The 23,925-nt window shown below is 46.1% G+C and carries 21 protein-coding genes and 1 pseudogene; 12 read left to right on the top strand and 10 right to left on the bottom strand.

All coding sequences use genetic code 11. The features are described from left to right. Window positions 1-27 precede the first annotated feature (27 nt). Window positions 28-867 carry a LysR family transcriptional regulator gene (locus tag Q4Q54_RS20275; protein WP_311989408.1) on the top strand — a complete coding sequence of 280 codons (840 nt, stop codon included), beginning with the start codon at window positions 28-30 and terminating at the stop codon, window positions 865-867. A 33-nt stretch (window positions 868-900) separates the two neighbouring features. Here Q4Q54_RS20275 and Q4Q54_RS20270 read toward each other — a convergent pair whose 3' ends face one another. The 3 genes from Q4Q54_RS20270 to Q4Q54_RS20260 all read right to left on the bottom strand — a co-directional run bounded on the left by Q4Q54_RS20270 (window position 901) and on the right by Q4Q54_RS20260 (window position 4,402). Beyond that, complete coding sequence (locus Q4Q54_RS20270) at window positions 901-1,677, bottom strand: transporter substrate-binding domain-containing protein (protein WP_311989407.1); 777 nt, start codon at window positions 1,675-1,677, stop codon at window positions 901-903. Between the two features lie 231 nt (window positions 1,678-1,908). After that, window positions 1,909-3,447 (bottom strand): tetratricopeptide repeat protein, encoded by a 1,539-nt coding sequence (locus tag Q4Q54_RS20265; protein WP_311989406.1) that lies wholly within the window; start codon window positions 3,445-3,447, stop codon window positions 1,909-1,911. Window positions 3,448-3,565: 118 nt separating this feature from the next. After that, the gene (locus Q4Q54_RS20260) at window positions 3,566-4,402 is read right to left on the bottom strand and encodes a mechanosensitive ion channel family protein (protein ID WP_311989405.1); all 837 of its coding nucleotides are present in this window, start codon (window positions 4,400-4,402) and stop codon (window positions 3,566-3,568) included. Between the two features lie 170 nt (window positions 4,403-4,572). On the opposite strand from Q4Q54_RS20260, the gene Q4Q54_RS20255 reads away from it, so the two are divergent. Both Q4Q54_RS20255 and Q4Q54_RS20250 read left to right on the top strand, forming a co-directional pair. Next, window positions 4,573-5,052: a hypothetical protein gene (locus Q4Q54_RS20255; protein ID WP_107402739.1), complete on the top strand. Its 480-nt coding sequence runs from the start codon at window positions 4,573-4,575 to the stop codon at window positions 5,050-5,052. 377 nt (window positions 5,053-5,429) lie between these two features. Further along, entirely contained in the window at window positions 5,430-6,605 is a 1,176-nt protein-coding gene (locus Q4Q54_RS20250; protein ID WP_006083289.1) for a type III PLP-dependent enzyme, read from the top strand. A 64-nt stretch (window positions 6,606-6,669) separates the two neighbouring features. On the opposite strand, the gene Q4Q54_RS20245 is transcribed toward Q4Q54_RS20250, so the two are convergent. Then, complete coding sequence (locus tag Q4Q54_RS20245; RefSeq protein WP_006083288.1) at window positions 6,670-6,882, bottom strand: YdcH family protein; 213 nt, start codon at window positions 6,880-6,882, stop codon at window positions 6,670-6,672. A gap of 413 nt (window positions 6,883-7,295) precedes the next feature. Here Q4Q54_RS20245 and udp point away from each other — a divergent pair, with 413 nt between their 5' ends. Then, window positions 7,296-8,054: a uridine phosphorylase gene (udp, locus tag Q4Q54_RS20240; RefSeq protein WP_006083287.1), complete on the top strand. Its 759-nt coding sequence runs from the start codon at window positions 7,296-7,298 to the stop codon at window positions 8,052-8,054. A 102-nt stretch (window positions 8,055-8,156) separates the two neighbouring features. Here the strand turns inward: udp and Q4Q54_RS20235 are convergent, their stop codons facing one another. Next, complete coding sequence (locus Q4Q54_RS20235; RefSeq protein ID WP_311989404.1) at window positions 8,157-8,909, bottom strand: outer membrane protein OmpK; 753 nt, start codon at window positions 8,907-8,909, stop codon at window positions 8,157-8,159. Between the two features lie 475 nt (window positions 8,910-9,384). Here Q4Q54_RS20235 and Q4Q54_RS20230 point away from each other — a divergent pair, with 475 nt between their 5' ends. Genes Q4Q54_RS20230 through Q4Q54_RS20220 form a run of 3 tightly spaced genes read left to right on the top strand, consistent with a single transcriptional unit; the run spans window position 9,385 to window position 11,741 of the window. After that, the gene (locus Q4Q54_RS20230) at window positions 9,385-9,855 is read left to right on the top strand and encodes an NfeD family protein (protein WP_107946433.1); all 471 of its coding nucleotides are present in this window, start codon (window positions 9,385-9,387) and stop codon (window positions 9,853-9,855) included. Between the two features lie 12 nt (window positions 9,856-9,867). After that, entirely contained in the window at window positions 9,868-10,803 is a 936-nt protein-coding gene (locus Q4Q54_RS20225; RefSeq protein ID WP_006083284.1) for an SPFH domain-containing protein, read from the top strand. Next, window positions 10,803-11,741, top strand: coding sequence for an SPFH domain-containing protein (locus Q4Q54_RS20220; RefSeq protein WP_198555603.1), 939 nt, complete (start codon window positions 10,803-10,805; stop codon window positions 11,739-11,741). Before Q4Q54_RS20225 ends, Q4Q54_RS20220 begins: the two co-directional genes overlap by 1 nt. A gap of 210 nt (window positions 11,742-11,951) precedes the next feature. Here Q4Q54_RS20220 and Q4Q54_RS20215 read toward each other — a convergent pair whose 3' ends face one another. The 4 genes from Q4Q54_RS20215 to priA form a co-directional block, all read right to left on the bottom strand. Next, window positions 11,952-12,176 (bottom strand): hypothetical protein, encoded by a 225-nt coding sequence (locus tag Q4Q54_RS20215; protein WP_006083282.1) that lies wholly within the window; start codon window positions 12,174-12,176, stop codon window positions 11,952-11,954. A 335-nt stretch (window positions 12,177-12,511) separates the two neighbouring features. Continuing rightward, complete coding sequence (locus Q4Q54_RS20210) at window positions 12,512-13,228, bottom strand: SPOR domain-containing protein (RefSeq protein ID WP_311901067.1); 717 nt, start codon at window positions 13,226-13,228, stop codon at window positions 12,512-12,514. 3 nt (window positions 13,229-13,231) lie between these two features. Beyond that, window positions 13,232-14,977: an arginine--tRNA ligase gene (argS, locus tag Q4Q54_RS20205; protein ID WP_311989403.1), complete on the bottom strand. Its 1,746-nt coding sequence runs from the start codon at window positions 14,975-14,977 to the stop codon at window positions 13,232-13,234. Between the two features lie 134 nt (window positions 14,978-15,111). Beyond that, the gene (gene priA, locus Q4Q54_RS20200) at window positions 15,112-17,307 is read right to left on the bottom strand and encodes a primosomal protein N' (protein WP_311989401.1); all 2,196 of its coding nucleotides are present in this window, start codon (window positions 17,305-17,307) and stop codon (window positions 15,112-15,114) included. A gap of 102 nt (window positions 17,308-17,409) precedes the next feature. On the opposite strand from priA, the gene Q4Q54_RS20195 reads away from it, so the two are divergent. The 3 genes from Q4Q54_RS20195 to Q4Q54_RS20185 all read left to right on the top strand — a co-directional run bounded on the left by Q4Q54_RS20195 (window position 17,410) and on the right by Q4Q54_RS20185 (window position 20,655). After that, the gene (locus Q4Q54_RS20195) at window positions 17,410-18,480 is read left to right on the top strand and encodes a FimV/HubP family polar landmark protein (RefSeq protein WP_311906283.1); all 1,071 of its coding nucleotides are present in this window, start codon (window positions 17,410-17,412) and stop codon (window positions 18,478-18,480) included. A gap of 181 nt (window positions 18,481-18,661) precedes the next feature. Then, window positions 18,662-18,874, top strand: a complete 213-nt coding sequence (gene rpmE / locus Q4Q54_RS20190) for a 50S ribosomal protein L31 (RefSeq protein ID WP_063883331.1) — start codon at window positions 18,662-18,664, stop codon at window positions 18,872-18,874. Window positions 18,875-19,410: 536 nt separating this feature from the next. Further along, a complete protein-coding gene (locus Q4Q54_RS20185) occupies window positions 19,411-20,655 on the top strand; it encodes a malic enzyme-like NAD(P)-binding protein (protein WP_311906282.1) in 1,245 nt (414 codons plus the stop codon). A gap of 5 nt (window positions 20,656-20,660) precedes the next feature. Here the strand turns inward: Q4Q54_RS20185 and Q4Q54_RS20180 are convergent. Next, window positions 20,661-21,005: pseudogene (locus Q4Q54_RS20180) on the bottom strand (LysR family transcriptional regulator); the annotation flags it as partial. A gap of 97 nt (window positions 21,006-21,102) precedes the next feature. On the opposite strand from Q4Q54_RS20180, the gene Q4Q54_RS20175 reads away from it, so the two are divergent. Further along, window positions 21,103-22,161 (top strand): HlyD family secretion protein, encoded by a 1,059-nt coding sequence (locus Q4Q54_RS20175; RefSeq protein WP_311989399.1) that lies wholly within the window; start codon window positions 21,103-21,105, stop codon window positions 22,159-22,161. A 1-nt stretch (window position 22,162) separates the two neighbouring features. Next, window positions 22,163-23,791, top strand: coding sequence for a DHA2 family efflux MFS transporter permease subunit (locus Q4Q54_RS20170; RefSeq protein WP_311989398.1), 1,629 nt, complete (start codon window positions 22,163-22,165; stop codon window positions 23,789-23,791). Window positions 23,792-23,925: the final 134 nt, after the last annotated feature.

Genomic DNA, 23,925 nt, shown 5'->3' with positions numbered 1-23,925 from the left:
TAATTTGCCGTTGTCGGAGAAGATAAAATGGTTGATTTACGTTTACTGCGTTTCTTTATCGCAATTTTTGAAGAGAACAATATCACCGCAGCGGCTAACCGTTGCTTTGTGAGCCAGCCTTCACTGTCAGCTGGCTTAAAGCAATTGGAAGAAGAGTTAGGCGGCCAGCTATTTGAGCGTAGTAAGAAAGGCGTTAAACCTTTAGATAGCGCCCATTATTTGTATCCTTTGGCGGTTAAATTAGTTGAGGAGGCGAGTAAATTGCCGGGTCTGTTTATGGCGAAGGCGAGCCGACAAAAGCTACGTTTGGCTGTGATGCCAGATCTCAGTCAGTGGCGTTTGGCGGGATTTTTACAGCAGGTGAATCAAGCCATTGAGAAGCTAGATCTGGAGCTGGTGGATTACCAAAGCCCCGCAGATTGTCGTTTAACTATCGACAGTTTACGCCATGAAGATGAAGTTTTTTTCCCGCTATGGGAAGAAGATTATGTGCTGTGCGTCCCCAAGGAGCATGCCCTCGCCCAAGTAGATAGCCTACGCCCCGAGCAGCTAAATGGTTTTGACTTTATCGAGTGTCCACCCTGTGAAGCTCATCAGCAGACGATAGGTTTACTGGCGTGCAGCAATATGTCGCTTAATTTAGTCGCTAAGGCCGAATCTAAGTCTCTCGTGATGTCGCTGGTGTTGGCTGGATTTGGCGTGAGCTTTTTGCCTGATGGTTTAATTGAGGATGAGCCTAGGCTCAAGCAAGTAAAATTTGATGGTCCGAGAATGTTTCGTCGTATTGGTCTGTGTTACCCGTCCCATCAGACGATTGCGCCAACGCTGGCTGCCTTGTTACGGCATTTAGCCGCACGCGCGAATTAATTCCAAGTTAGTTTTGGGTTATCAGTATTCAGATCAGTGAGTCGCTAAGGGCGATTCAGTGAGATTTAGCGGTGGCTCGACACCATAGGACTCAAATAGCCGAGTGATTTCGCCTGAGGTGCGCATGTCGTCGACTATCTGGTGAACTTGCTTGGCATATTGATGCCGCGGCGACTTGAGCGGAATGCTGAAATAGCGACCGTTCTTGCTGATGTCGACGTATTCCATCTGCTTAAGTTGGGGATCTTTAGCAAAGAATTGCATCTCATGTTGTTCGGAGGTGATGGCTAAATCGATACGTTCTGCCTTCAACATATTGATTAACTGGCCGTTATCATTAACAAAAGACACTTTTAGTTGGTTTTGATTGTCATTAAACTGCGGACAGTAAAAAGCGCCTCTGAGTGCGCCAATGATATGGGGTTTTAATTCATCGAAATGTTTGACCTCAAGCTGTCGATTCGCAAGGGCAAAGTAATAGACGTAGCGCTTGTCGTAGCCCAGTAGCATAGGGTCCAGAAAATCGTTGCGCTCGGGTGTCATCGAATGGACGGGAATGAGGTCGACTTGCCCCGTTTCGGCGACTTTAATCGTGCGTGCCCAAGGCACATTACTCCAATTTACCTTGTGACCTAGGCGGGTGATGACTTGATTGATGACAGCTGCACCAGGGCCTTTACACTCACCCTTTTCTACATAAATAACAGGATGCCTATCGCGGCAGTGTGCTTGCCAGACAACAGCAGAAGTTTCTGCCTTCGCTTGGGACAGAAATAAGCATGAAATGACAATGGTCAGTATCAGCCTCATTCATCTTGCCTATTAAAATGGTCAGTTTTAATTATCGGGCTGGACAGTTAATCGGACTAGGTTTTATGTCTAGTCATTTGGCCGTACAGGTTTAGTGAATACAATGATTGTAGTGCTTATATATCTACTGTGCTTTTTAAGGATTTATAAATGCACTCTATTTTGCCACTAAAAGGTTTGGCTTATTTAATTTGGCCAAACCTTTTTGGGACTCATTCGCTGCTGGTCAACTTACCTTTCTGACTCAAGATAGGGCGCTAATTGGGTTTCAATGACCTCAATTTGAGTTTCGGCGTAGGCAAGTTCGGATTCTGTTAAGCATGATTTTGCGGTGTTTTGATGGAGTCGTTGAGCGCTATTCATCCCGTATTTACCAAAATGACGTAGCAATAAACTAGACCAAATAAACACTTGTACTGGCTTGTTTAATCGCTCCGCGCTGTAAATATTGACCAGTTCCCGCATAGCAATTTCATTACCTAGCTCTGCCGATTTGATGAACCAAGTTTCTGCTGCCTGTAGAGCCTCTTGAGTGGTTTTTTCACCACTTAAAAATGATTCAGCCTTATAGGAATAAAAATATTGTTGTTGCTCAGCGGGGATTGGATACTGATGCAAGAAACTGTCACGCAGCCGCTCGGCCTCTCTTATCTCTAAGGTGCCTAGTTGCTGACTGAATCTGGCTAATTCTTTTAGATGATCGGCTCTATTGCTCATGGCCGCGAGCTGGTAATGCATTAACGCTTTAATCGGTTGGCGACTCACGCCTAAACCTTGCTCATAAATCTTGCCTAGGCCTAGCAGTGCGTCTTCATTCCACTTAAGTGCGAATTCTTCAAAGTCAATTTTAGCCTGTTGGTAATCACTTTCATTTTGTGGCGCTTTCAGTAAAAGATGAGCAAATTCAATCTTAGCGAAGTCATTACCTCTAGCGACAGATTGGCTTAACCAATGGCGCGCCTTGTCATAGTCGACAGCAAAATCTTCACCGTAGAGGAAACGTTTACCAAGATAATACTGGCGGAAATCATCGTCTGCGGCGCGCTCGCTAAGTAATGCCTCTGCGCGAGCTAAATCTTTAGGTCCACCTTGGCCTGCGGCAAGCATATACCCTAGATCATCTTTTGCTAATTCATCACCAGCGGCGGCAGATTTTTCAAAGTATTCCCGTGCTTTGGAATAGTCCGAAGTAACGCGTTCATCATGCCAGTAGAGTGTGGCTAAATGGTAATAGGCTCTTTGGTCTTCTTGTGCGGCGGCTTTTTCGAACCAGTAAATTGCTTGGCTAGCATCGGGATCGAGAAAGGGCTGGCTTAGATACAAGTAAGCAAGCTCATATTGAAACTCGGCTTGCCCCGCTTCGGCATTAGGTTTGAGTTGCTCTACTTGTGCGATTAACTCATCGAGTGTTTGCGATCCAGAAGAGAGCAAATTAGGTAAGGTGAGCATGGGTAAATATTGAGGCTCTATTTCGGCGGCTTTTTTATACCAATCGTTAGATGCCTTGGGATCGGCGGGGATTTGTGGGAATCGACCCGAATATAATTCGGCAAGGGTGATAGCCGCAACGGCCAGCCCTTTATCCACTGCTTGATGAATAAAATCTAAGCCAGCTTCCACTTGATTTTTATTAATCAGTGCGATGCCATGATGGAGTAGCGCATTGGGCTCTCCTGCGGCAAGCGCTTCGGCTTGAGCTTGTTTTTTTTGATATTTAGCGAAGAAAATAAACAGTACAACAAAAGCAATAATTATGAGTATCAACAACATAGTAATCCATCACTATCGATATTTGGGAGCATAGTAAACGTAAATTCGTACAAGAATGCAAGTTTACAATGTGAGCTAGGCTGACTGACTACGCCGGTCAACCCCAGGATCATTAGCGTTATTTATCTTGCAGATGGATCTCTCTGATGGGGCAGGCAATCTCTATTCCCGCCTGCTTAAGGGCGTTGTAGAGTGCTAAGTTCACCTTATATTTATGCTGAAAATAGCTTTGCGTGGGCACCCAATAGCGCACTCCCATTTCAATCCCGATAGCATTAAAACCATTGATGCCGACATTGGGTGCAGTCTCTTGATAAACATAGGGATTGTTGCTCAATAATTCAGTGATCACACTAATGGCCCGTTCGGGATCTGTGTTGTAACTGAGATTAAACTGGGTTTCGACCAGTTTATTGCTAAAGGAATTATGTAGTATCTCACCGACGATATGCTTATTGGGAATGCTGATTTGCTCGCCTTCCTCATTACTAAGAATGGTCATGCCTAAGTGGATACGTTTAACGACGCCGCTTTCCCCTTTGATTTCGATAGTGTTTCCCACAACGAAAGGACGGGTGACGATAATGGTCACGCCGGCGGCATAGTTGGCTAACATGCCTTGCAAGGCTAAGCCAGCACCTAAGGAGGCTGCACCAATGGCTGCCACCATAGGGGTGACGCTGATGCCTATTTTGCCGAGGGCGATGATCCCGACCATGATGATGATCAGAATGCGGATCAGGTTACTGACAAAATTGCTTAAGGTAATGTCGATATTGTGTTTTTCGAACTGCTTCGCGACTAAACGTGATGCCTTACTGGCGACCCACAAACCCAGTAAAAAGATCAGCAAAGCGCCGACCAATTGGAAGCTGTAGGTGACTAAAAACTCTGTGATCAGCTGATAAACGCCTTGTAGTTGCTGCAATTCTTGATCGAGTCCAGGTGTTATCATTATGATATCCTTGTAATAAACTTAACTGTGCGATTATAGCGCAGAAATCCAATCAAATGCTTATTCGCCATGCATGTGTGAAGCGTATCATGTAATCGCGGTTGGTTTAATGAGTCGATAGGGGGAGTCAGGTATGCTGTCCGCCTATCCAATAATGGAGTCGAGTGTTTATGAAAACGCTGTTGTTATGTCTGTCTTGTCTATTAACCCCCATGTGGGCGTATGCTGCGAGTTATGTTGCTGGCGATGCGATTAATCCTATTTCACTTCTCGATCAAAATGATCAAACGATAAGTGTGACAGATGAAACTCAAGTTTTACTCTTTAGCCGCAGCATGAAAGGCGGCGATGTGATTAAAGAAGCACTCACGCCTCTGAGTGCGACTCAAATGCCTGCTGGGTTAGTTTATGTCGCGGATATCAGTGGCATGCCTTCTTTGATTGCTAAGTTTGTTGCTGTGCCACAAATGCAAGATTTACCCTTTGCGATTGGGTTAGATAGGGAAGGTGAGATCAGTCGTTTACTACCAGATACCAAAGATATGGCCACTATGATATTGCTCAATCAGCGTAATATTTTAGATATCGCCTATTTTGATTCCAGTGAAGCCTTGGGCCAAGCACTCGCAAAACTGAATCAGCCGCAGTAACGATTTAATTTACTTGAACTATTTTAAGGCATCAGATTAGCCTTCTTTCGTGGTGCGCTCGCCCCTCAAGCTTATCGCTTTGGGATGGAAATGTTGGCGTGAGCCAGTCAATCCATCTCCTTTGCGATAACGTCGTAAAAAATTCACTTTTTATTCTGCTAATGCACACAAATTTACCTTAGGGTTTGTGTGCATAATCATTTGTTTTATAGAGGCTTTTTTTGATGGTTTGGCCCCTTAAAACATTGTGGAATAAAAAGTTATAAAATCAGCATAAAAATTCGTTGCGTAAAGCGATAAAATATCGTTTACTGCGCACGTTTTTTAAGACATTACACTCACTTTTATCTACCTGACCCAAAGGAGACTCTGGCCCAATGAGCCAATTTCAATCTATTGATGTTGCTGACTATTATGACATGGACACATTCAAGCGTATTGAAGCGTTTGCCAAAGACAAAGCAACCCCGTTCGTAGTGATTGATACCAGTATCATAGCGAAACAATACGATGACATGGTTAATAGTTTTCCTTACGCCAACGTTTATTATGCAGTTAAGGCAAACCCCGCGGCCGAGATCTTATCTTTACTGAAAGATAAAGGGTCAAACTTTGATATTGCCTCGATTTATGAGCTAGATATGGTCATGAATGTCGGCGTGACAACCGATCGAGTCAGCTACGGCAATACCATTAAAAAGCGTCAAGATGTACGTGCATTTTATGAGCGCGGCGTGCGTATGTATGCATCCGACTCAGAAGCCGATCTGCGAATGATCGCTGAAGAAGCACCGGGATCGCGTATTTACGTGCGCATTTTGACCGAAGGTACAGACACGGCTGATTGGCCGTTATCGCGTAAATTCGGCTGCCAAAACGAAATGGCCTATGAGCTATTAGTATTGGCGCAGGAATTGGGCTTAGAACCTTTTGGTATTTCGTTCCACGTCGGTTCACAGCAACGTGATATCGGTGCTTGGGATTCTGCCATTGGTAAAGTGAAAAGCATTTTTGACCGTCTGCGTGATGAGCACAATATCACCCTGAAGATGATCAACATGGGCGGCGGTTTCCCTGCTAACTATATTGATAAAACAAATCAATTGGGTGTGTATGCCGAGCAGATCACTCACTTCCTGAAGGAAGATTTCGGTGATGATTTACCGCAAATTATTCTGGAGCCGGGTCGTTCGTTGATTTCTAACGCGGGGATTTTAGTGTCTGAAGTGGTATTGATCAGCAAAAAATCCTACACAGCGTTAGAGCGTTGGGTGTTTACCGATGTGGGTAAATTCTCAGGCTTGATTGAAACGATGGACGAGGCGATTAAGTTCCCGATTTATACTGATCGTCAAGGCGAGCTGGATAAATGCGTGATTGCCGGCCCAACCTGCGACAGTGCCGATATCATGTATGAGCACTACAGCTATGGTTTACCGAATGACTTAGCCATTGGTGACCGCATGTATTGGTTAACCGCTGGCGCTTATACGACGACGTATTCAGCAGTGTGCTTTAACGGTTTCCCACCGCTGAAAGATTACTATCTGTAAGCGATTACGTTGACATGAATAAGGGCGCTTAGGCGCCCTTGTTGTTCGCTAAAGAAGTTTGGGATTACTCGTGGGATTTGAGGATCTGATAAATCTCTTCTTTTAGGTGTAACTTTCTGCTTTTGAGTTCTTTCACTGTCGGATTGAAATCACTGGCGACACGTTTTTCCAGTTGTTTGATTTCCTCGTCTAACTGATTATGCTCGTTAAACTTACGTTGAAAATGAGCATCTTGGGTTTTCAGGGTGGAAATTAATTCTCTGTACTCTGGAAACATCGGCATTCTCCTTGTCGTCATCTACTACACTTCTGGTTTCGCCTTAACCCTAACCTTTCACTCTGTAGTGAAACGTGATTTAGATCACCTTTCATCCCGCTTCAGATTAATACTAAATGATGATTTATTTTAATTTCTTATAAATCAGTTTATTAAACGATCTTTGCCGCTATCTATGGCATGTGATTAGGATCTGGTTCACACTTTGTTAGGCATAAATCAGACTGACATTCGCAGTGCGGGCAAATTTGCTATCTTGTGATCAGATGTGAGGGTGATTGGTAATTTGATTACGACTAAACAATTACTTCTTGCCGATAATTCTGTGATCAAGTTAACCTTCACCGCTTCGATACTAGGTTAAAGTCGATTTTATAAGAATTTAATTATCAAAAATGAAAGGGGTTTTCACAATGGCTGATGTATTTCATTTAGGTTTGACCAAAGCAATGCTCGATGGTGCAACTTTGGCAATCGTTCCAGGTGATCCAGAGCGTGTAAAACGTATTGCCGAACTAATGGACAATGCGACGTTTCTTGCTAGCCACCGCGAGTATACAAGCTATTTAGCGTATGCCGATGGTAAGCCAGTAGTCGTGTGTTCAACCGGTATCGGTGGCCCATCGACTTCTATCGCAGTAGAAGAACTTGCACAGTTAGGTGTGAATACCTTCTTGCGCGTTGGTACTACAGGTGCAATTCAACCCCATGTGAATGTGGGCGATGTGATTGTGACTCAAGCTTCAGTGCGTTTAGATGGCGCAAGCTTACACTTTGCACCTATGGAGTTCCCTGCGGTTGCAAACTTTGAATGTACCACTGCTATGGTTGCAGCGTGTCGCGATGCAGGCGTAGAGCCACACATTGGCGTAACGGCTTCTTCCGATACTTTCTACCCAGGCCAAGAGCGTTATGACACTGTCACTGGCCGTGTAACGCGTCGTTTCGCGGGTTCAATGAAAGAATGGCAAGATATGGGCGTACTGAACTATGAGATGGAATCTTCCACCTTATTCACTATGTGTGCCACTCAAGGCTGGCGTGCTGCCTGTGTTGCTGGTGTGATTGTAAACCGCACCCAACAAGAAATTCCTGATGAAGCAACAATGAAGAAAACCGAAGTAAGCGCGGTTTCTATCGTGGTTGCTGCAGCGAAAAAACTGTTAGCCTAATTTTTATTACGCTAAGCGACACTCCCCTGCAAAGTGAGTGACCAAACTAAAAAAGGTGCCAATGGCACCTTTTTTGTTACTTCAAAATGGTGTCGATACCGATTAGAAATGGTATTGAGCAATCACAGAGTAGGTGTCTTGATCGACGCCTTTCACACCGTATTTGTTGGTCCACAAATCGTATTCGATACCCACCAATAATTTATTTGCTTGATGATCCCCGAACAGACTCTTACCAAGATCGTATTTCAGCTGTGGGTTGAAGTGGAAGTTCTCCTCGTAGCCGTTATCGTCGGTGGCAAATACCCAGTCGATAAAGCCATCGAGCACTATGTTGGCTGAACCAACGGGAATGTCGATGCGAAATACTGGGGTGAACTGCCAGCCGTCACTGTTGTTACCTGTGCTCATGCCATTGCGGCGATAGGTATTAAAGTTCAGGTAAGTGAAATAAGGCACGGCGACATCAACGCCTAAACCGTAAAGCAGGCTGTGAACTGGGCCTTCACCTTCTTCATAGGTTAGCGCCAGAGACAAATCTGTTACTGGACCAAAGACGATTTTCTCGCCGAGGATTTTACTGGCACTGAAGCGTGGCGAAATTTCACCATAGGTGGTGCTTTCCATGCCCGTGTCGTTACCTTTGAAATAGATAAAGTCTTGGAAGGCAAACCAATCACCGTATTTCCAGCCGCCCGCCGTTTCTAAGGTAATAGTGGCTTGTTTGTCTGATGGCGCTAAATCGTAGTCTTCGCCATAGAGGGCTGTTGCACTGAAATCCCACCATTGTACTAAGTCACCCGCAAATGCTTGAGGAGAAAGCATAAGTGCTAGGCATAGGCATGTTTTTTTCATTGTTATTTCCTGTTGTATAGGTGGAAGTTAATTCGCGTCTTACTCAATCCGCTCTCTGACCTATGGCATGGTTTGATGGGTAAGTTCAAACCTAGCGTGAGTGTACGTCAAAGGACTGGCACAAAAGTGGGGGCAATATATGCAAAAATTTACATTTATTCAAAGTTTTTTATCGAATGTTGTTGTCAAAATCACATAATCATTATTGTGGCAATCTGTTTTTAGCTAATTGATTTTAAATGGATTTTGCTATGTCAGAATGAGTTATTCCTTTGGTGTTGGCTATCTTTTTGAATTGATTATGCTTAATTTTAAAACAACCTAAGGGCTTTGCCGTGTGGATATGGGAGAATGAGGCCTTACACAGAAGTGATTGATTGGGCATTTTGCTTCGTAAATTTTGACATATTATGTCGCTTATCCGAAAAGCTGCTGTTATAGTTGCTGCAAGGACACTCTCATTTCAGGGGGAAATATGGAGTTTTCAAATCCGATTTTAGTGTGGGCAGTGGTGGGGCTAGTATTTATGCTCGCCGAAATAGTGGTTCCCGGTGGCATCATAGTGTTGCTGGGCGCGGCTTGTTTAGTCGTGGCTGGCGCGTTAGGCATAGGACTAGTCGAAGGCGTGGTGCAGAGCATGACACTATGGTTTATCTCGGCCATTGTGCTGTTATTGACCTTCAGACAAGTGACTCAAAGGCTCGTTGGTGGTGATTCCCATGTGGATAACACGGATGAAGCAATCGATCTATACAATCAAATTGTTCGCGTAAAGCAGACCATAGGTCCTGGACAAACACCCGGGCGGGTGGAATTTCAGGGGAGTGAATGGCCAGCGCTGGGCGATGGCACCACTATTGCTGCGGGGACCGAAGTCAGAATTATTTGTCGTGAAAATATCGCTCTAGTCGTTGAGCCTATCTCAATAGAAGCTTCCAAAAACTAAAGGATGGAATCTATGTTTGTATTTACCTTAGTCATTTTATTTATCTTTTTTATTCTCTATAAGTTGATGCTTATCGTGCCGATGCGTGAAGTGCATGTCATTGAGCGTCTTGGCAAATTCCGTGCAGTATTAAGCCCTGGATTTCATTTTTTGATCCCTTTCTTCGACCGCGTCTCCTACCGTCACGATACCCGTGAGCAAGTATTAGATGTGCCGCCACAGAGTTGTATCTCTAAAGATAACACTCAACTGGAAGTGGACGGCTTAGTCTACCTAAAAGTGATGGACGGCAAACTGGCGAGTTATGGTATTGAAAACTACCGTAAAGCGGCGGTGAATTTAGCCCAAACCACAATGCGTTCTGAAATCGGTAAGCTGAGTTTGAGTGAGACATTCTCCGAGCGTGATAGCTTAAATGAATCCATAGTGCGGGAAATAGATAAGGCGTCTGAGCCTTGGGGGATCAAAGTATTGCGCTATGAAATTCGCAATATCACCCCTTCGCGCCATGTGATCCACACCCTTGAGAAGCAGATGGAAGCCGAACGTCGCAAACGCGCCGAAATCACCTTAGCCAATGCGGAAAAAGCGGCGATGATCAATATGTCTGAAGGGGAGCGCCAAGAGGCGATTAACCTGTCAGAAGGTCAAAAGCAGAAACGGATTAATGAAGCCAAAGGTACCGGGCAAGAGATTGCTATTATCGCTAAAGCGAAATCCGAAGGCATGGCAATGATCTCGCAGGCGTTAGCGGTTAATGGCGGCACAGATGCAATGAATATGTTATTGAAAGAACAGTTTATTGCTCAGGTTGGCAAGATCCTCAATGATGCACAGGTCTCTGTTGTCCCCGCTGAAATGGCGAAACTTGAAGGTTTCTTCGAAGGCATGGAGCAAGTCACTCAGACTGTGAGTGGCCAAAATAATAGTGGCAAAGGAGCGCGATAATGAATCTTCCATTAGATACAGATTTGATTGTGATGGCAATTTGGGGACTTATCTTTGCCATTTTCGTGATTAAGCTTTTCCAATCGATTCGACTCGTTCCCACTAAGTCGGCTTATATTGTGGAGCGTTTAGGTAAGTACCACAGCACCTTAGATGCGGGTTTCCATACCTTGATCCCCTTCGTGGATAAAGTCGCTTTCATTCATGATTTGAAAGAAGAGACCATCGACGTACCGCCGCAGGAATGTTTTTCGAGCGACGAAGTTAACGTTGAAGTGGACGGGGTGATTTATATCTCTGTGACCGACCCAGTCAAAGCCAGTTACGGTATTACTGATTATCGCTACGCCGCTATCCAGTTGGCGCAAACCACCACGCGCTCTGTCATAGGAACGTTGGACCTAGACCGTACTTTTGAAGAGCGTGATGTGATTTCTGCCAAGGTAGTGCAGGTATTAGATCAAGCGGGTGCTATGTGGGGAATACGTGTGCATCGTTATGAGATTAAAAATATCACGCCGCCTGAAACGGTTAAAAATGCCATGGAAATGCAAGTGAATGCTGAGCGTGAGCGCCGCGCATTATTGGCTAAGAGTGAAGGCGACAAGCAGAGCAAGATTAATCGTTCAGAAGGCGTTAAAGCTGAGACGGTAAACCGCTCTGAAGGTGAGATGCAGCGCCGGATTAACGAAGCTGAAGGTAAGGCTGAGGAAATTTTAACGATTTCCCGCGCGACGGCGGAATCGATTGAGCGTTTAGCCTCTGTGATTGCCGCGCCGGGTGGGCACAATGCTCTGCGGATGCAGCTCGGTGAACAGTACTTTAAACAGCTCGATGGCTTAAGCCAGAAGAATAGTCGAGTGGTATTGCCGGGTAATATGGTGGATTTCGATTACTGGATGAATAGCATAGGTTTAACGGAAGAAAAACCGAGCTAAGGCCCTGGTTAACATCTGAAACTCGCTAGTTTATTAAGGCCAAATACTCAGGTATTTGGCCTTATTTTTGGGCTGTAATTGGATGATGTGTGTCGTGGCGGTTTATATAACGGTTTGTGTTGTGAGTTACGGGGAGATCATGCAGCTTCTGTTGAGTGAACCGCGAGAAGCTGCAGTTGGGCATAGATAAATTTTTCATTGAATGGAAGGCTAATAAGCTAGGCGTTCATGAATTTGGGAATGGGCGTGGGTTTCAATGAGCTTGGCAATTTGGTTTTGCTCTAATTGCTGAAGCGCAGAAATTTCGTCATAAATCTTGTCTTGAACATCCAGCGGCATGCGAACATGCTCCATAAACATTCTAATTCCTAGCATGTCACCACTTTTGAAAAGTTGGCTGAATTCGGTGGCTTCTATCTCGATTAATGCATTCATAATACTTCACCCTAAGGTTGGATTTGACACAGATACAACAGTCTTGCTGTTACTTAAGAGATACGCCTAAGTTTGATCTAGGTCAATTAAACTGCATATTAATCTTTATTAATAAAGGATTTTGTTGTTTATAAATAATCAGTTATAGATTTAGCAAAACAGTACTTTAAAAAATAGGGTTGTTTAAAACTGGGCGTGTCTAGATGAACTTGGAGCGAATGCTGGGTTATGCGGCAAGCTAAAGCGTAGCGGATAAAAAAATAGCGACGAGCGATAAACGCTGGCCGCTATTTTTGTGATTAGGTATTTAAAAAACGCCTAGAAAGGGTGAAACCTTATTTAGGGATAGCCAGAATCTGACAACCATTAATCCCTGCATTTTGCAGCGTGTGACGCTTACGTTCGGCATCACGCTTACGTTCATAAGGACCTAAAGCGACTTTGTACCACACGCCAGTCGTACCTTCGACTTGTCTTACTTGCGCTTCTAAACCTTGGAAAGCGATGACAGCTTTCATCTCATTCGCCTGTGATTCTTGGCGGAAAGAAGCACATTGCAATTGATATTGCATTGGCGCTCGTGTTGCAACCACATCGGGAATATCGACCTCAACATGCTTGTTTTCAAGCTCATTGAGATAGGTCCATTCTTCCTTTGGTTGAGGCGGCAGAGCGTTAGGGTCCTTCTTCGGCGGCGCAACAGGCTCTGCTGCTTCCTCTTTCTCCACAGGAATAACGACGGCTTTACGCTCGGGTTCTTTCACTTTAGGAGTGAGCACCACATTTTCTTGCGGCTTCACTCGAGTTTCAGTTTTCTTGGCCGGAGTTGGCTGCGGCTTTTCTTCTTGTGGCGCATTATCTTTAATGCTCCATAGAAAATAGACGAAACAACCCACAGCGAGTATGACAAAGCCTATCAGCGTCAGCGGCAGCTTCTTACGCGGCGCTGATTTAGATTGTGAAGGCTTTGCTCGGGTTGGGCGAGTCGCGCGGACTGGGCGCGGTTTAGCGCCCGACTGCGGCCTTCTATTGGCATAATCGCGATTACTCATGGCTTACATCCGCTCTAAGGTTTCGATACCGAGTAGATTTAGGCCTTTTTGTAACGTACGAGCCGTCAGTTGTGCGAGTAATAAACGGCTGTTCTTTTGTGCGTCGTTATCGGCAGCAAGCACGGGGCACGCTTCGTAGAAACTTGAGAAAGCACCCGCTAATTCATACAGGTAAGCACACAGTACGTGCGGTTGGCCTTTATCGACAACGCGACTGAGGATCTCACCGAACTGCGCTAACTTGTTACCGAGGTCTTTCTCTTTTTCATGCTCAAGCACGATTTTCGCTTGGCTGAGATCCAGATCGGTTACACGCTTGAAGATGCCTGCAACACGGGTGTATGCGTACAGCAGGTAAGGTGCGGTATTGCCTTCGAAGCTGAGCATTTGTTCGAAGCTGAATATGTAATCGCTGGTACGGTTTTTCGACAAGTCAGCATATTTAACGGCACTGATCCCAACGACGCGAGCGATTTCAGCCAGCGTGTTCTCATCCATATCTGGATTTTTGCTGCGAACGAGTTCAAGTGCGCGCACGTTGGCTTCTTCTAACAGGTCGACTAACTTAACGACACCGCCGCTACGGGTTTTGAATGGACGGCCATCTTCGCCGTTCATCGTGCCAAAACCTAAGTGCTCCAATGACATATCTTCACGAACAAATTTAGCCAGCTTGGCTAGGCTGAAGACTTGTTGGAAATGCAGCGCCTGACGTAGGTCAACAAAATACAGTACGCGATCGGCTTTTAATACGTTCGAACGGTAGCGCATTGCCGCAAGATCTGAGGTGGCATACAAGTAGCCGCCATCAGCTTTTTGGATGATCACTGGCAGTGGCTCACCTTCTTTATTGCGGAAGGCTTCTTGGAACACAACTTTGGCGCCGTTGCTTTCGGTTAATAGACCTTGGGCATCTAAATCTTTAACTACTTGTTCTAGATCTGCGTTATAGGCACTTTCACCGTGCACGTCGGCGCGGGTCAGGCTCACACCTAAACGGGCGTAGACTTCATGGCAGTGGCTCAACGAAATGTCGTTAAATTCGCGCCACAGTTTGTTGCAGTATTCGTCGCCAGATTGTAACTCAACCACTAATTGACGAGCGCGGGTCGCAAACTCGGCCGATTCATCGAAGCGCAGTTTGGCTGCGCGATAAAAGTTTTCTAAATCAGACAGTTCAAGTTGCGCTTTCTCACCGTTTTTGGCGCGTAGCTCTTCCATATAGGCCAGCAACATACCAAATTGTGTACCCCAGTCGCCCACATGGTTTTGACGAATGACTTTGTGGCCTAAAAATTCCAGCGCACGCACCACACTGTCACCAATGATGGTTGAACGTAGGTGACCTACGTGCATTTCTTTGGCGAGGTTTGGTGAAGAGTAATCAACAACAACGGTTTGCGGTGTCGGTAACTTGATACCTAAATGCTCATCGTTGACGGCATTTTGCAGTTGATCAGCTAAGGCGCTGTCGTTGATAAAAAAGTTGATAAAGCCAGGACCTGCGATCTCAACCTTAGCCACATAAGCCGAAGCTGGTAAGGTGTCGATGATCAGTTGGGCTAATTCGCGTGGATTCTTGCCCGCGACCTTAGTCAGCATCATGGCTAAGTTGGTTGCCAAGTCGCCATGACTCTTATCCTTGGTTCGATCTACCTGAATGCGCGCTTCAAAGTCAGCAGGCACAATACCTTGTTGTTTAAAGGATTCTAGAGTTTGTTCAAGTAATGATTGGATATGTGATTTCATGGGTTCTAATCGGCACTAACTTTAAGAGTGAATACAGGGAATAACCGCATATTTTAGCCGTTTGTGGTTAACAATTGCTATCTTCCCGATGATTTTTTATCAAATGGCACTTAAATACTTATCAAATACACGACTCAGAGGAGATCCTGCGGATCTCTGTCTAAGCTCCATCGGCACCGCTTGGCTTCGATAAGCTGCTCTACAAGCGGATGAATACGTTCAAACTCTTGCTGCAGACGGTTGCGGTTTTTAGCTTGGAATAGCAGTTGGCGACGGAACTTGCCGGCTTTTTTATCTAAGGGCGCAGGCATAGGACCAATCACCTCAAATTCTTTATCTTGCGGCAAGAGCGCGGCGAAGGCGTTGAGAAAGTTATCGGCATCACTGGCTAAATGGGCTTCGGCGCGCACCAACACCATGTGCCATGCTGGCGGTAGCAGTGCTTGTTGACGCTCTTTTAACTGGCTGCGGGCAAACTCGCCATAACCGCGGTGCAGCAAATCCCGCAAAATAGGATTGTCGCTCTGGTGAGTTTGCAATAATACCGTGCCGGGTTTGCTGGCGCGCCCAGCACGACCGGCGACTTGGGTATAGAGTTGCCCAAAACGCTCGGGCGCGCGGAAGTCGGCGCTGAATAAGGCGCCATCGACATCGAGTAGCCCAACAAGCGTCACATCAGGAAAGTGATGACCTTTGGCCAGCATTTGCGTGCCGACAAGGATTTTATATTCGCCCTTATGAATTGCGTTTAAGTGGGTTTCTAATGAGCCTTTTAGGCGAGTGGTATCGCGGTCTATACGCACCACTGGATGTTTCGGAAACTCCTGTTGCAGCGCTTCGGCGAGCTGTTCTGTGCCTATGCCTTGGCCCATCAACATAGTGCTACCGCATTTGTGGCATTGCTTAGGGATGGCATATTGATTGCCACAATGGTGGCAGCAAATTTCACCAAGGGATTGATGCACTGTGAAAAACGCGTCGCAGCGGTCGCACTCGTGTAAGTGCCCACACTCGTGGCAAAGCAGGGCGGGTGCGAAGCCGCGGCGATTGAGAAACAGTAATACTTGGTTGCCTGCGTCTAAATGCAGGCGTATTTCGTTCAGCAGCGGTACCGACATGCCTGCTTTTAACGGCATATTTTTAATGTCGATAATCCCTTGGCGCACTTTTTTAGCCGAGCCAGCGCGCTCACCCAATTGCAAATGATGGTAACGGCCACTTAAGGCATTTTGTAGACTTTCGAGTGAGGGGGTTGCCGTGCCTAATATCACCGGAATTGATTCTAAATGGCCACGCATGACTGCCAAGTCGCGGGCGTGATAACCGACGCCTTCCTGTTGTTTGAAGCTACTGTCGTGTTCTTCATCAAGTATGATTATGCCGGGATAGGCCATAGGCGTGAACAAGGCCGAGCGGGTGCCGATAATGATGGCGGCCTGACCACAGCGGGCTTGGCGCCAAGCTTCGAGTCTTTGATTGTCGGTTAACCCTGAGTGCAATATGGCGACATTGACTTTAAAACGGCGCTTAAAGCGATTGATAGTCTGGGGCGTCAAGCCGATTTCAGGCACTAAAATTAACGCTTGCTTGCCTTGCTTAAGAATTTCTTCCAGCACCGCCAAATAGACTTCTGTTTTACCCGAACCGGTAATGCCTTCTAATAAAGTACAGTGATACCCTTGTTGCAGATTTAAAGTGGCAACGGCGACGGCTTGTTCTTTATTGAGTTTATGTGGCGTTTCGTCCATTTCGAGTGTGGTGCGCCAGTCGAGGTTAAGCTCGGCGATTTTTTCGTGGCGTGCCACCCAGCCTTTATCTTCTAGGGCTTTCAGTGCCGCTTTACTGATATCTAAGCTGATCACTTCTTCTTGGGTTAAACTGGCGGGTTTGAGTAACTCGAGTAATTTTTTCTGTGCGGGTGCTCGCTTAACCGCTTCTGGCGCAATATTTTGGCCTATCTCAGTTAATTGCCAGAATTGGATCTTTTGCGGCGCGGCATCGAGCCCTTTGCGAAGGGCCACTGGTAAGGCTTGGGTTAGCATCTGCCCTTGGCTGCAAAAATAGTATCTCGCGGCCCAAAGGGTTAATTTATAAAGTGATTCAGGCAACAAAGGTTTATCGTCGATAAACTCAAGCACAGACTTAATCTGCTTAGGCGCTAAGCTGCACGTATCTGTGATACCTGTGACTAATCCGATTAATTGTTGACGACCGAAGGGGACTTTAACGCGCACGCCTATCTGCGGTGTACTAGGATAAGTTTCGGGTACGCGGTAGCTAAAGGTTTGCCGCATAGGCACAGGTAACGCAACTTCGACAAACAATGACATATGCAGGCAAGTCTTAGGCAAGAATGTGGTTTAGTGTACTCAGCGCGGCTGGCTAGGGCTAGCCCTAATGATGGTTTACCAAGGATAGTTGAGAGTAAATAAATGGCTAATATAGTGAAATCATTAGGTCTACTCGCGTTAGTGTGTAGCGCACCGAGCATGGCACAAGTCTCCCATGTGAGCGTTAACAGCCGCATGTTTGAGTTAGGTGGTTATCCAAAACTCAGGGTGAATGTGATTGCGGACAATCAAGACATGTCGCGCTTAGAGTTTGTGGTGCAGCAAGCTGGCGGCGAAGAAAAGTTAATGGTTGAGGAGCTTAATCGCTTTTTAGTTTTGCTCACAGGTGTTGAAGATGTAAAGGATGACAAAGCTAAACTCTTAGTGAGGGAGTATCGACTCGACCGATGGTACGAGGTCAAAAGTATCAATCTATTTGGCGAGGCTAAGCCAACATCGGCTGCGCTATCTATGAGCGCGGCATCGGGCAGTAAAAATACGACGACAGCGCTGGTGCAAAAGCGTGCGGATAAAGTGAATGTTCAGCCTGTAAAAGTGGCCGCAGAATCCACATCAGCGGTGGGTGCTAAGACCGCGACGGTTATTACGGCTGCAAATATTCATATAGATACTCATGTAAATACTCATGTAAATACTAAGCCCACAGTGCCAGCGGCTGAAGTTGTGACTGGCTTTAAATTTCCTGAAGCAGCGGATGAGCAAAATACCCAGGTTGCCGAGGTAAAGGCTGCCGCCAAAAACTCTGAACCTGTTGCCGTTAAAGCAACGTCTGCTGAAACTATGATGCCTGAGCCTGTTATGTCTGAAGTCGTAGTCACTGAAGCAGTTAAGACAACAAATAGCGAACTCAAAGTGAATGCCGCTGAAACGTCCCCAACCGCTTCGCAGACACCTGAACATTGTCAGTTAACTTATCTTGCAGGTGAGACCTTGTGGCGAATCGCCAATCGCTATGCCAACGATTGGGACGTGAGTGTCTATGGCGCTATGCTGGCGATCTATGAGGCGAATCCTGCGGCGTTCTCAAAAAATAAAATCAACGCACTCAAGAGTAATGCGGCTCTGTCCTGTCCTTCGAAAATGATTTTGGCACAGCATGCTAACGCCAAAGAGGCTCAGGCGATGTTTGAAGCTAAAGAGGCGGGAGAATGAAGCGGCGAACTAAAGTCAAAATAGACGCAGATTAACCGCCAAACGCTCAGATAATCTACTTGTATCCCTTGTGGGTATGCTGTACCATTCTGCGCCCTAAACATATTGTTATTAACATGCATGTGGTGTCCGACTACGGGTTGGAAGAGCGACATGGCCTTACACTTTTGAGGTAACCCCAATGAAACCAGGTATCCACCCAACATACGCTATCATCACTGCAAACTGTACTTGTGGTAACGTTATCAAAGTAAACTCTACTGCTGGTAAAGATCTGCATTTAGACGTATGTGGTGCTTGTCACCCATTCTACACTGGTACACAAAAAGTTGTTGATACTGGCGGTCGTATCGACAAATTCAACAAGCGCTTCGCAGTGCTTGCAAAGAAATAATTGCGATTGCAATGTTTCTAGAAAAGGCGCCTATGGCGCCTTTTTGCTTTCTGTCATTTGCTGAACTGCTTTATTTACGCCTATCTTAATACTTATGTTAAATCCCCCATCTGGTACGACTTCACTCAATTAATCGTCAACTTACTGAGTATTGCGAGTTCAAGTATGTAATTCGACTTATTTATAGCAATTATCTATAAGATAAATATGCTAGCCGTTATATATTGTAATTTAACCAACATTTTTGAGATTAACTCGCTACAACTAGCGCTATAACTACAAAATATATGTTTGTTTCCTACAAAATATATTAAGAAATGCAGCTTTATTATAGGAGATAAGTTTATAAAACTAAGCTTAGAGGTGATATTTGCAGGCTAAAGTGAAATTTCTGAATCTCTTATTTAAAAATCCCCCTTATTGGCGTATCTTACCCCGACCAGCCAGACTATTAACATCACCCTTTGGTGAGACTAGATGTGTGTTGGTAGGCCTTACTCTCATAAATTATAAATGTCGCATTTCAGGATTTTAAAATGTCAGATATTCGTCAACAAGCACTCGATTATCATGAATTTCCAATACCAGGCAAAACCGCAGTTTGCCTTACCAAACCTGCCGAAACGAGTCACGATCTCGCTCTAGCTTATAGCCCTGGAGTGGCTGAGCCTGTGCGTGAAATCGCGGCTAATCCTGACAATGCGTATCGTTATACCAATAAAGGTAATACGGTTGCCGTGATTACCAATGGTACGGCGATCTTAGGTTTAGGCAATTTAGGCCCCTTGGCTTCTAAACCTGTGATGGAAGGCAAAGCATTATTATTCAAGCATTTTGCAAATATCGATTCGACAGATATTGAGATCACCCACAATACGCCTGAAGAATTTATCAATACAGTTGCTGCGATTGCTGACACTTTTGGTGGTATCAATCTTGAAGATATTAAAGCGCCAGAATGCTTTGTTATCGAACGTGAATTGATTGCCCGTTGTAAAGTGCCAGTATTCCATGACGATCAACACGGCACCGCAATTGTGACCGCGGCGGGTATGATTAACGCGCTGGAAATTCAAGGCAAGTTGATCAGCGACGCAACGTTTGTGTGTATGGGCGCAGGTGCGGCAGCCATTGCTTGTATGACTATGCTGGTCAAGTGTGGTGCGAATCGCGCTAACATTTATATGTTAGACACTAAAGGTGTGATTCATTCTGGCCGTACGGATCTTAATGAATATAAAGCGCTATTTGCGAATGATACAGACAAACGCACGCTTCTTGATGTTATTAAAGGCGCAGACGTGTTTTTAGGTCTATCTGGTCCTGACGTGATAGGTGCAGAAGAAGTTGCGTTGATGGCCGATAAGCCAGTAATTTTTGCCTGTTCTAACCCAGATCCTGAAATCAAACCGGCACTGGCTCACGCAACGCGCAGCGATTTGATCATGGGTACCGGTCGCAGCGATTATCCAAACCAAGTGAATAACGTATTGTGTTTCCCGTTTATTTTCCGTGGCGCCTTGGATGTACGTGCGTCATGCATTAACGATGAGATGAAAATCGCCGCGGTTCATGCCATTGCTGCACTGGCAAAAGAGCCTGTGCCTGCGAGTGTGTTGAAGGCTTATCCTAATGTGAGTTCACTGAGTTTTGGCCCTGAATACGTGCTGCCAAAACCGATGGACCCACGTTTATTGTCTAATGTTGCCCGTGCGGTTGCTCAGGCGGCTATCGACTCTGGTGTTGCTGCGATTCCTACTTTACCTCAATACGCCGACTAGGCTAAAAGTGGTAAAAACATCGAAAAGAGGCTAATTAGCCTCTTTTTTGTTTTTAAGTGGCAGACAATTTTTAGATTGCCTTTGATCAATTGCTGTTGGGCGCTGAGCTGATTTTCGGCGCTCTGTAGATCAGTGAGGATCTTATTGATCCTGTTGTAATAACTCGATCCCGCCTCGGTGAGTTTTAGGGCTCTGGTGGTGCGAAATAACAGTTGTGTGCCGGTATCAGCTTCGAGTTCGGCTATCTTACGACTGACGGTTGCCTTAGTGATCCCAAGGGCTTTGGCGGCGCCCGTAAAGCTGCCTTGCTCGACCACTTGAGCGAAAATTTGCACGCGATTGAGATCCATCATTGTTACACCTGTGAAACAGTGGGTTGATTTTTTACTGACTAATAAACTTAGTGAGACAGTAGTACACTAGATATCACTAATCAAGGAGTCATTCATGTCCAAAAGTAAACTCATTATCGCCGTTCCACTGTTACTCGCTGCGGTTGCGGGAGGCGGTTATTACTGGTGGACACAGGTACGTTTTATCGAAACCACTGATAACGCTTATGTTGAGGCCGATATTTCCCATATCAGCGTTAAAGTACCCGGCTACGTCGTGTTAAGCGATGTGACCGATAACCAGCATGTGCAAAAGGGTGAGCTATTAGCTCAGCTCGAAGATAACCAATTTAGCGCCAAAGTGAGCCAAGCCGAAGCCTCACTGGCAAGTTCGAAGGCGGATTTGCAAACCTTAGCCGCTAAGGTTGAGTTACAACGGGCGTTAATCACCCAAGCCAGTGCCGGTGTCGTGGCGGCTGAGTCAGATAAAATACGTGCACAGCAACAATTGAGTCGCTCGAAAAAGCTTAAAGTCAGTAATTACAGCTCCCAAGATGATGTCGATCAACTGCAAGCGGGATTCGATTCTGCCGCCGCCCGCCTCGATGAAGCCAAAGCCGTGTTAGTGGCAAAGCAACGTGAGTTAGCTGTGTTTAATGCCCAATTAGATCAGGCGGGTTCAGTAGTAGAGCAGGCCAATGCGACCTTAGAATTGGCGAAAATTCAGTTAAATGATACCCGTGTGACCGCACCTTTTTCTGGGGTGATTGGTAAACGTGGCGCTATGGTGGGGCAGTATGTGCAACCCGGCCAAGCACTCTACAGTTTGGTTCCGGATGGGGCAGTGTGGATCACGGCGAACTTTAAAGAGACCCAGATCCAACATATGCAACCAGGACAGTCGGTGCAGGTCAGTCTCGATGCGTTTCCCGACAAAACCTTTATAGGTGTTATCGATAGTCTGTCACCGGCGTCCGGAGCCAAATTCAGTTTACTTCCTGCGGAAAACGCTACAGGTAACTTTACAAAAATCGTGCAACGTATTCCCGTGCGTATTCGCTTAGATTTGTCTGAGGAAGAAGCACACATGCTACCGGGCTTAAGTGCGGTCGTGAAAGTGGATACGGCGTCGGGTCCTGTAACATCGGCAATCGCTGCAAATACAGGTCGTTAGTATGAGCGCAACTGGCTCTATCACTGCGTCTGCCGATATGGAGGCGCAGGGCATCAGTGTCCCTAACAAGCCTACTGATTATGAGCGTGGCAGTCGCCGCTCATGGATCGCGGTATTTGGTGGGTTGATCGGCGCCTTTATGGCGATCCTCGATATCCAAATCACCAATGCATCGATGAAGGAGATTCAAGGCAGTCTTGGGGCTACGCTCGAAGAAGGCAGTTGGATTTCGACCGCGTATCTGGTGGCTGAGATGATCGCTATTCCACTCTCTGGTTGGCTCAGCACGGGATTGTCGGTCAGGCGTTATCTGTTATGGACTACAGCAGCCTTTATCTTTGCTTCTGTGCTTTGCTCAATCGCGTGGAATTTAGAGGCCATGATCGCCTTTCGGGCGCTACAGGGCTTCTTTGGCGGCGCGCTGATCCCGCTGGCCTTTAGGCTTATTCTTGAGTTTTTACCTGATAACAAACGTGCCGTCGGCATGGCGTTATTTGGCGTGACGGCGACTTTTGCGCCTTCAATCGGCCCGACCTTAGGCGGTTGGTTGACCGAGCAATTTAGCTGGCATTATCTGTTTTATATCAATGTGCCACCAGGCTTGTTGGTCATGGCCATGTTGGCCTACGGTTTAGAGAAGCAGTCGGTCGTTTGGGATAAACTAAAGAATGTCGATTTGGCGGGCATAGTCACTATGGCGCTGGGGATGGGTTGCCTTGAAGTGGTGCTCGAAGAAGGTAACCGCAAGGACTGGTTTGGCTCGGAACTCATTCGCAATCTGGCCATTATTGCCGTAGTCAATCTGGTGTTGTTTGTTTGGCTCCAGTTAAGGCGTAAAGAACCGTTAGTGAATTTACGCCTGCTTGGTAAGCGTGATTTTGTGCTCTCTACCGTGGCGTATTTTTTACTGGGGATGGCACTATTCGGCGCTATTTATTTGATCCCGCTTTATCTATCACAAGTCCATGATTACACACCGTTAGAAATTGGTGGTGTGATTATGTGGATGGGATTTCCGCAGCTATTAGTCTTGCCTTTAGTACCAAAATTAATGGAGCGCTTCGATAGTCGTTATCTCGCTGCCTTTGGTTTTTTAATGTTCGCCATTAGCTATTACATGAATAGCCAGATGACCGCAGATTATGCCGGACCGCAGATGATCGCCTCGCAAGTGGTGCGTGCCTTAGGTCAGCCGTTTATTTTGGTGCCTATTGGTATGCTTGCGACCATGCATTTAAAACCCCATGAAAATGCTTCGGCATCGACGGTATTAAACGTGATGCGTAACTTAGGCGGCGCCTTTGGTATTGCACTGGTTGCGACCCTGACTGACACTTTGTCGCGCGGGCATTTGGCCCATATTAAGGAATCCTTACCCGCAGTGAGCACGCAGGCACAGGATTATTTAGCCCAAAGCGCAAGTGTGTTGCAGGCGGGTGGTTCAGATCCCTATACCGCGGCCGCGCAGGCGAAAGCTTTGCTGGGCAAAACCATGAGTCAGCAAGCCTATATTCAGGCCTATAACGATGTGTTTTACATCATGGGCGCTCTGCTACTTATCGCAGTGTTCGCCGTGCTGCTGATCCGTAAACCGGCTGGGCCTGTGGCCCACGATGCCATGGTTGAGTAATAACGTTTTTCGTTATCCTGTTGTCGCCATAGATTTCCCCAGATCTATTGGTTTACGCAACAGCTTTGCGCCTTAGTCCTCACGGATTAAGGCGCTTTTTTATGGTCTTTATGCTGTGGTAGACTCAAAGCTCT

The sequence above is a fragment of the Shewanella sp. SP2S2-4 genome, from assembly GCF_031932025.1.
Classification (GTDB): domain Bacteria; phylum Pseudomonadota; class Gammaproteobacteria; order Enterobacterales; family Shewanellaceae; genus Shewanella; species Shewanella baltica.
The sequence above is the reverse complement of the archived record's forward strand: the minus strand, read 5'-3'. Positions and strand labels throughout refer to the sequence as shown.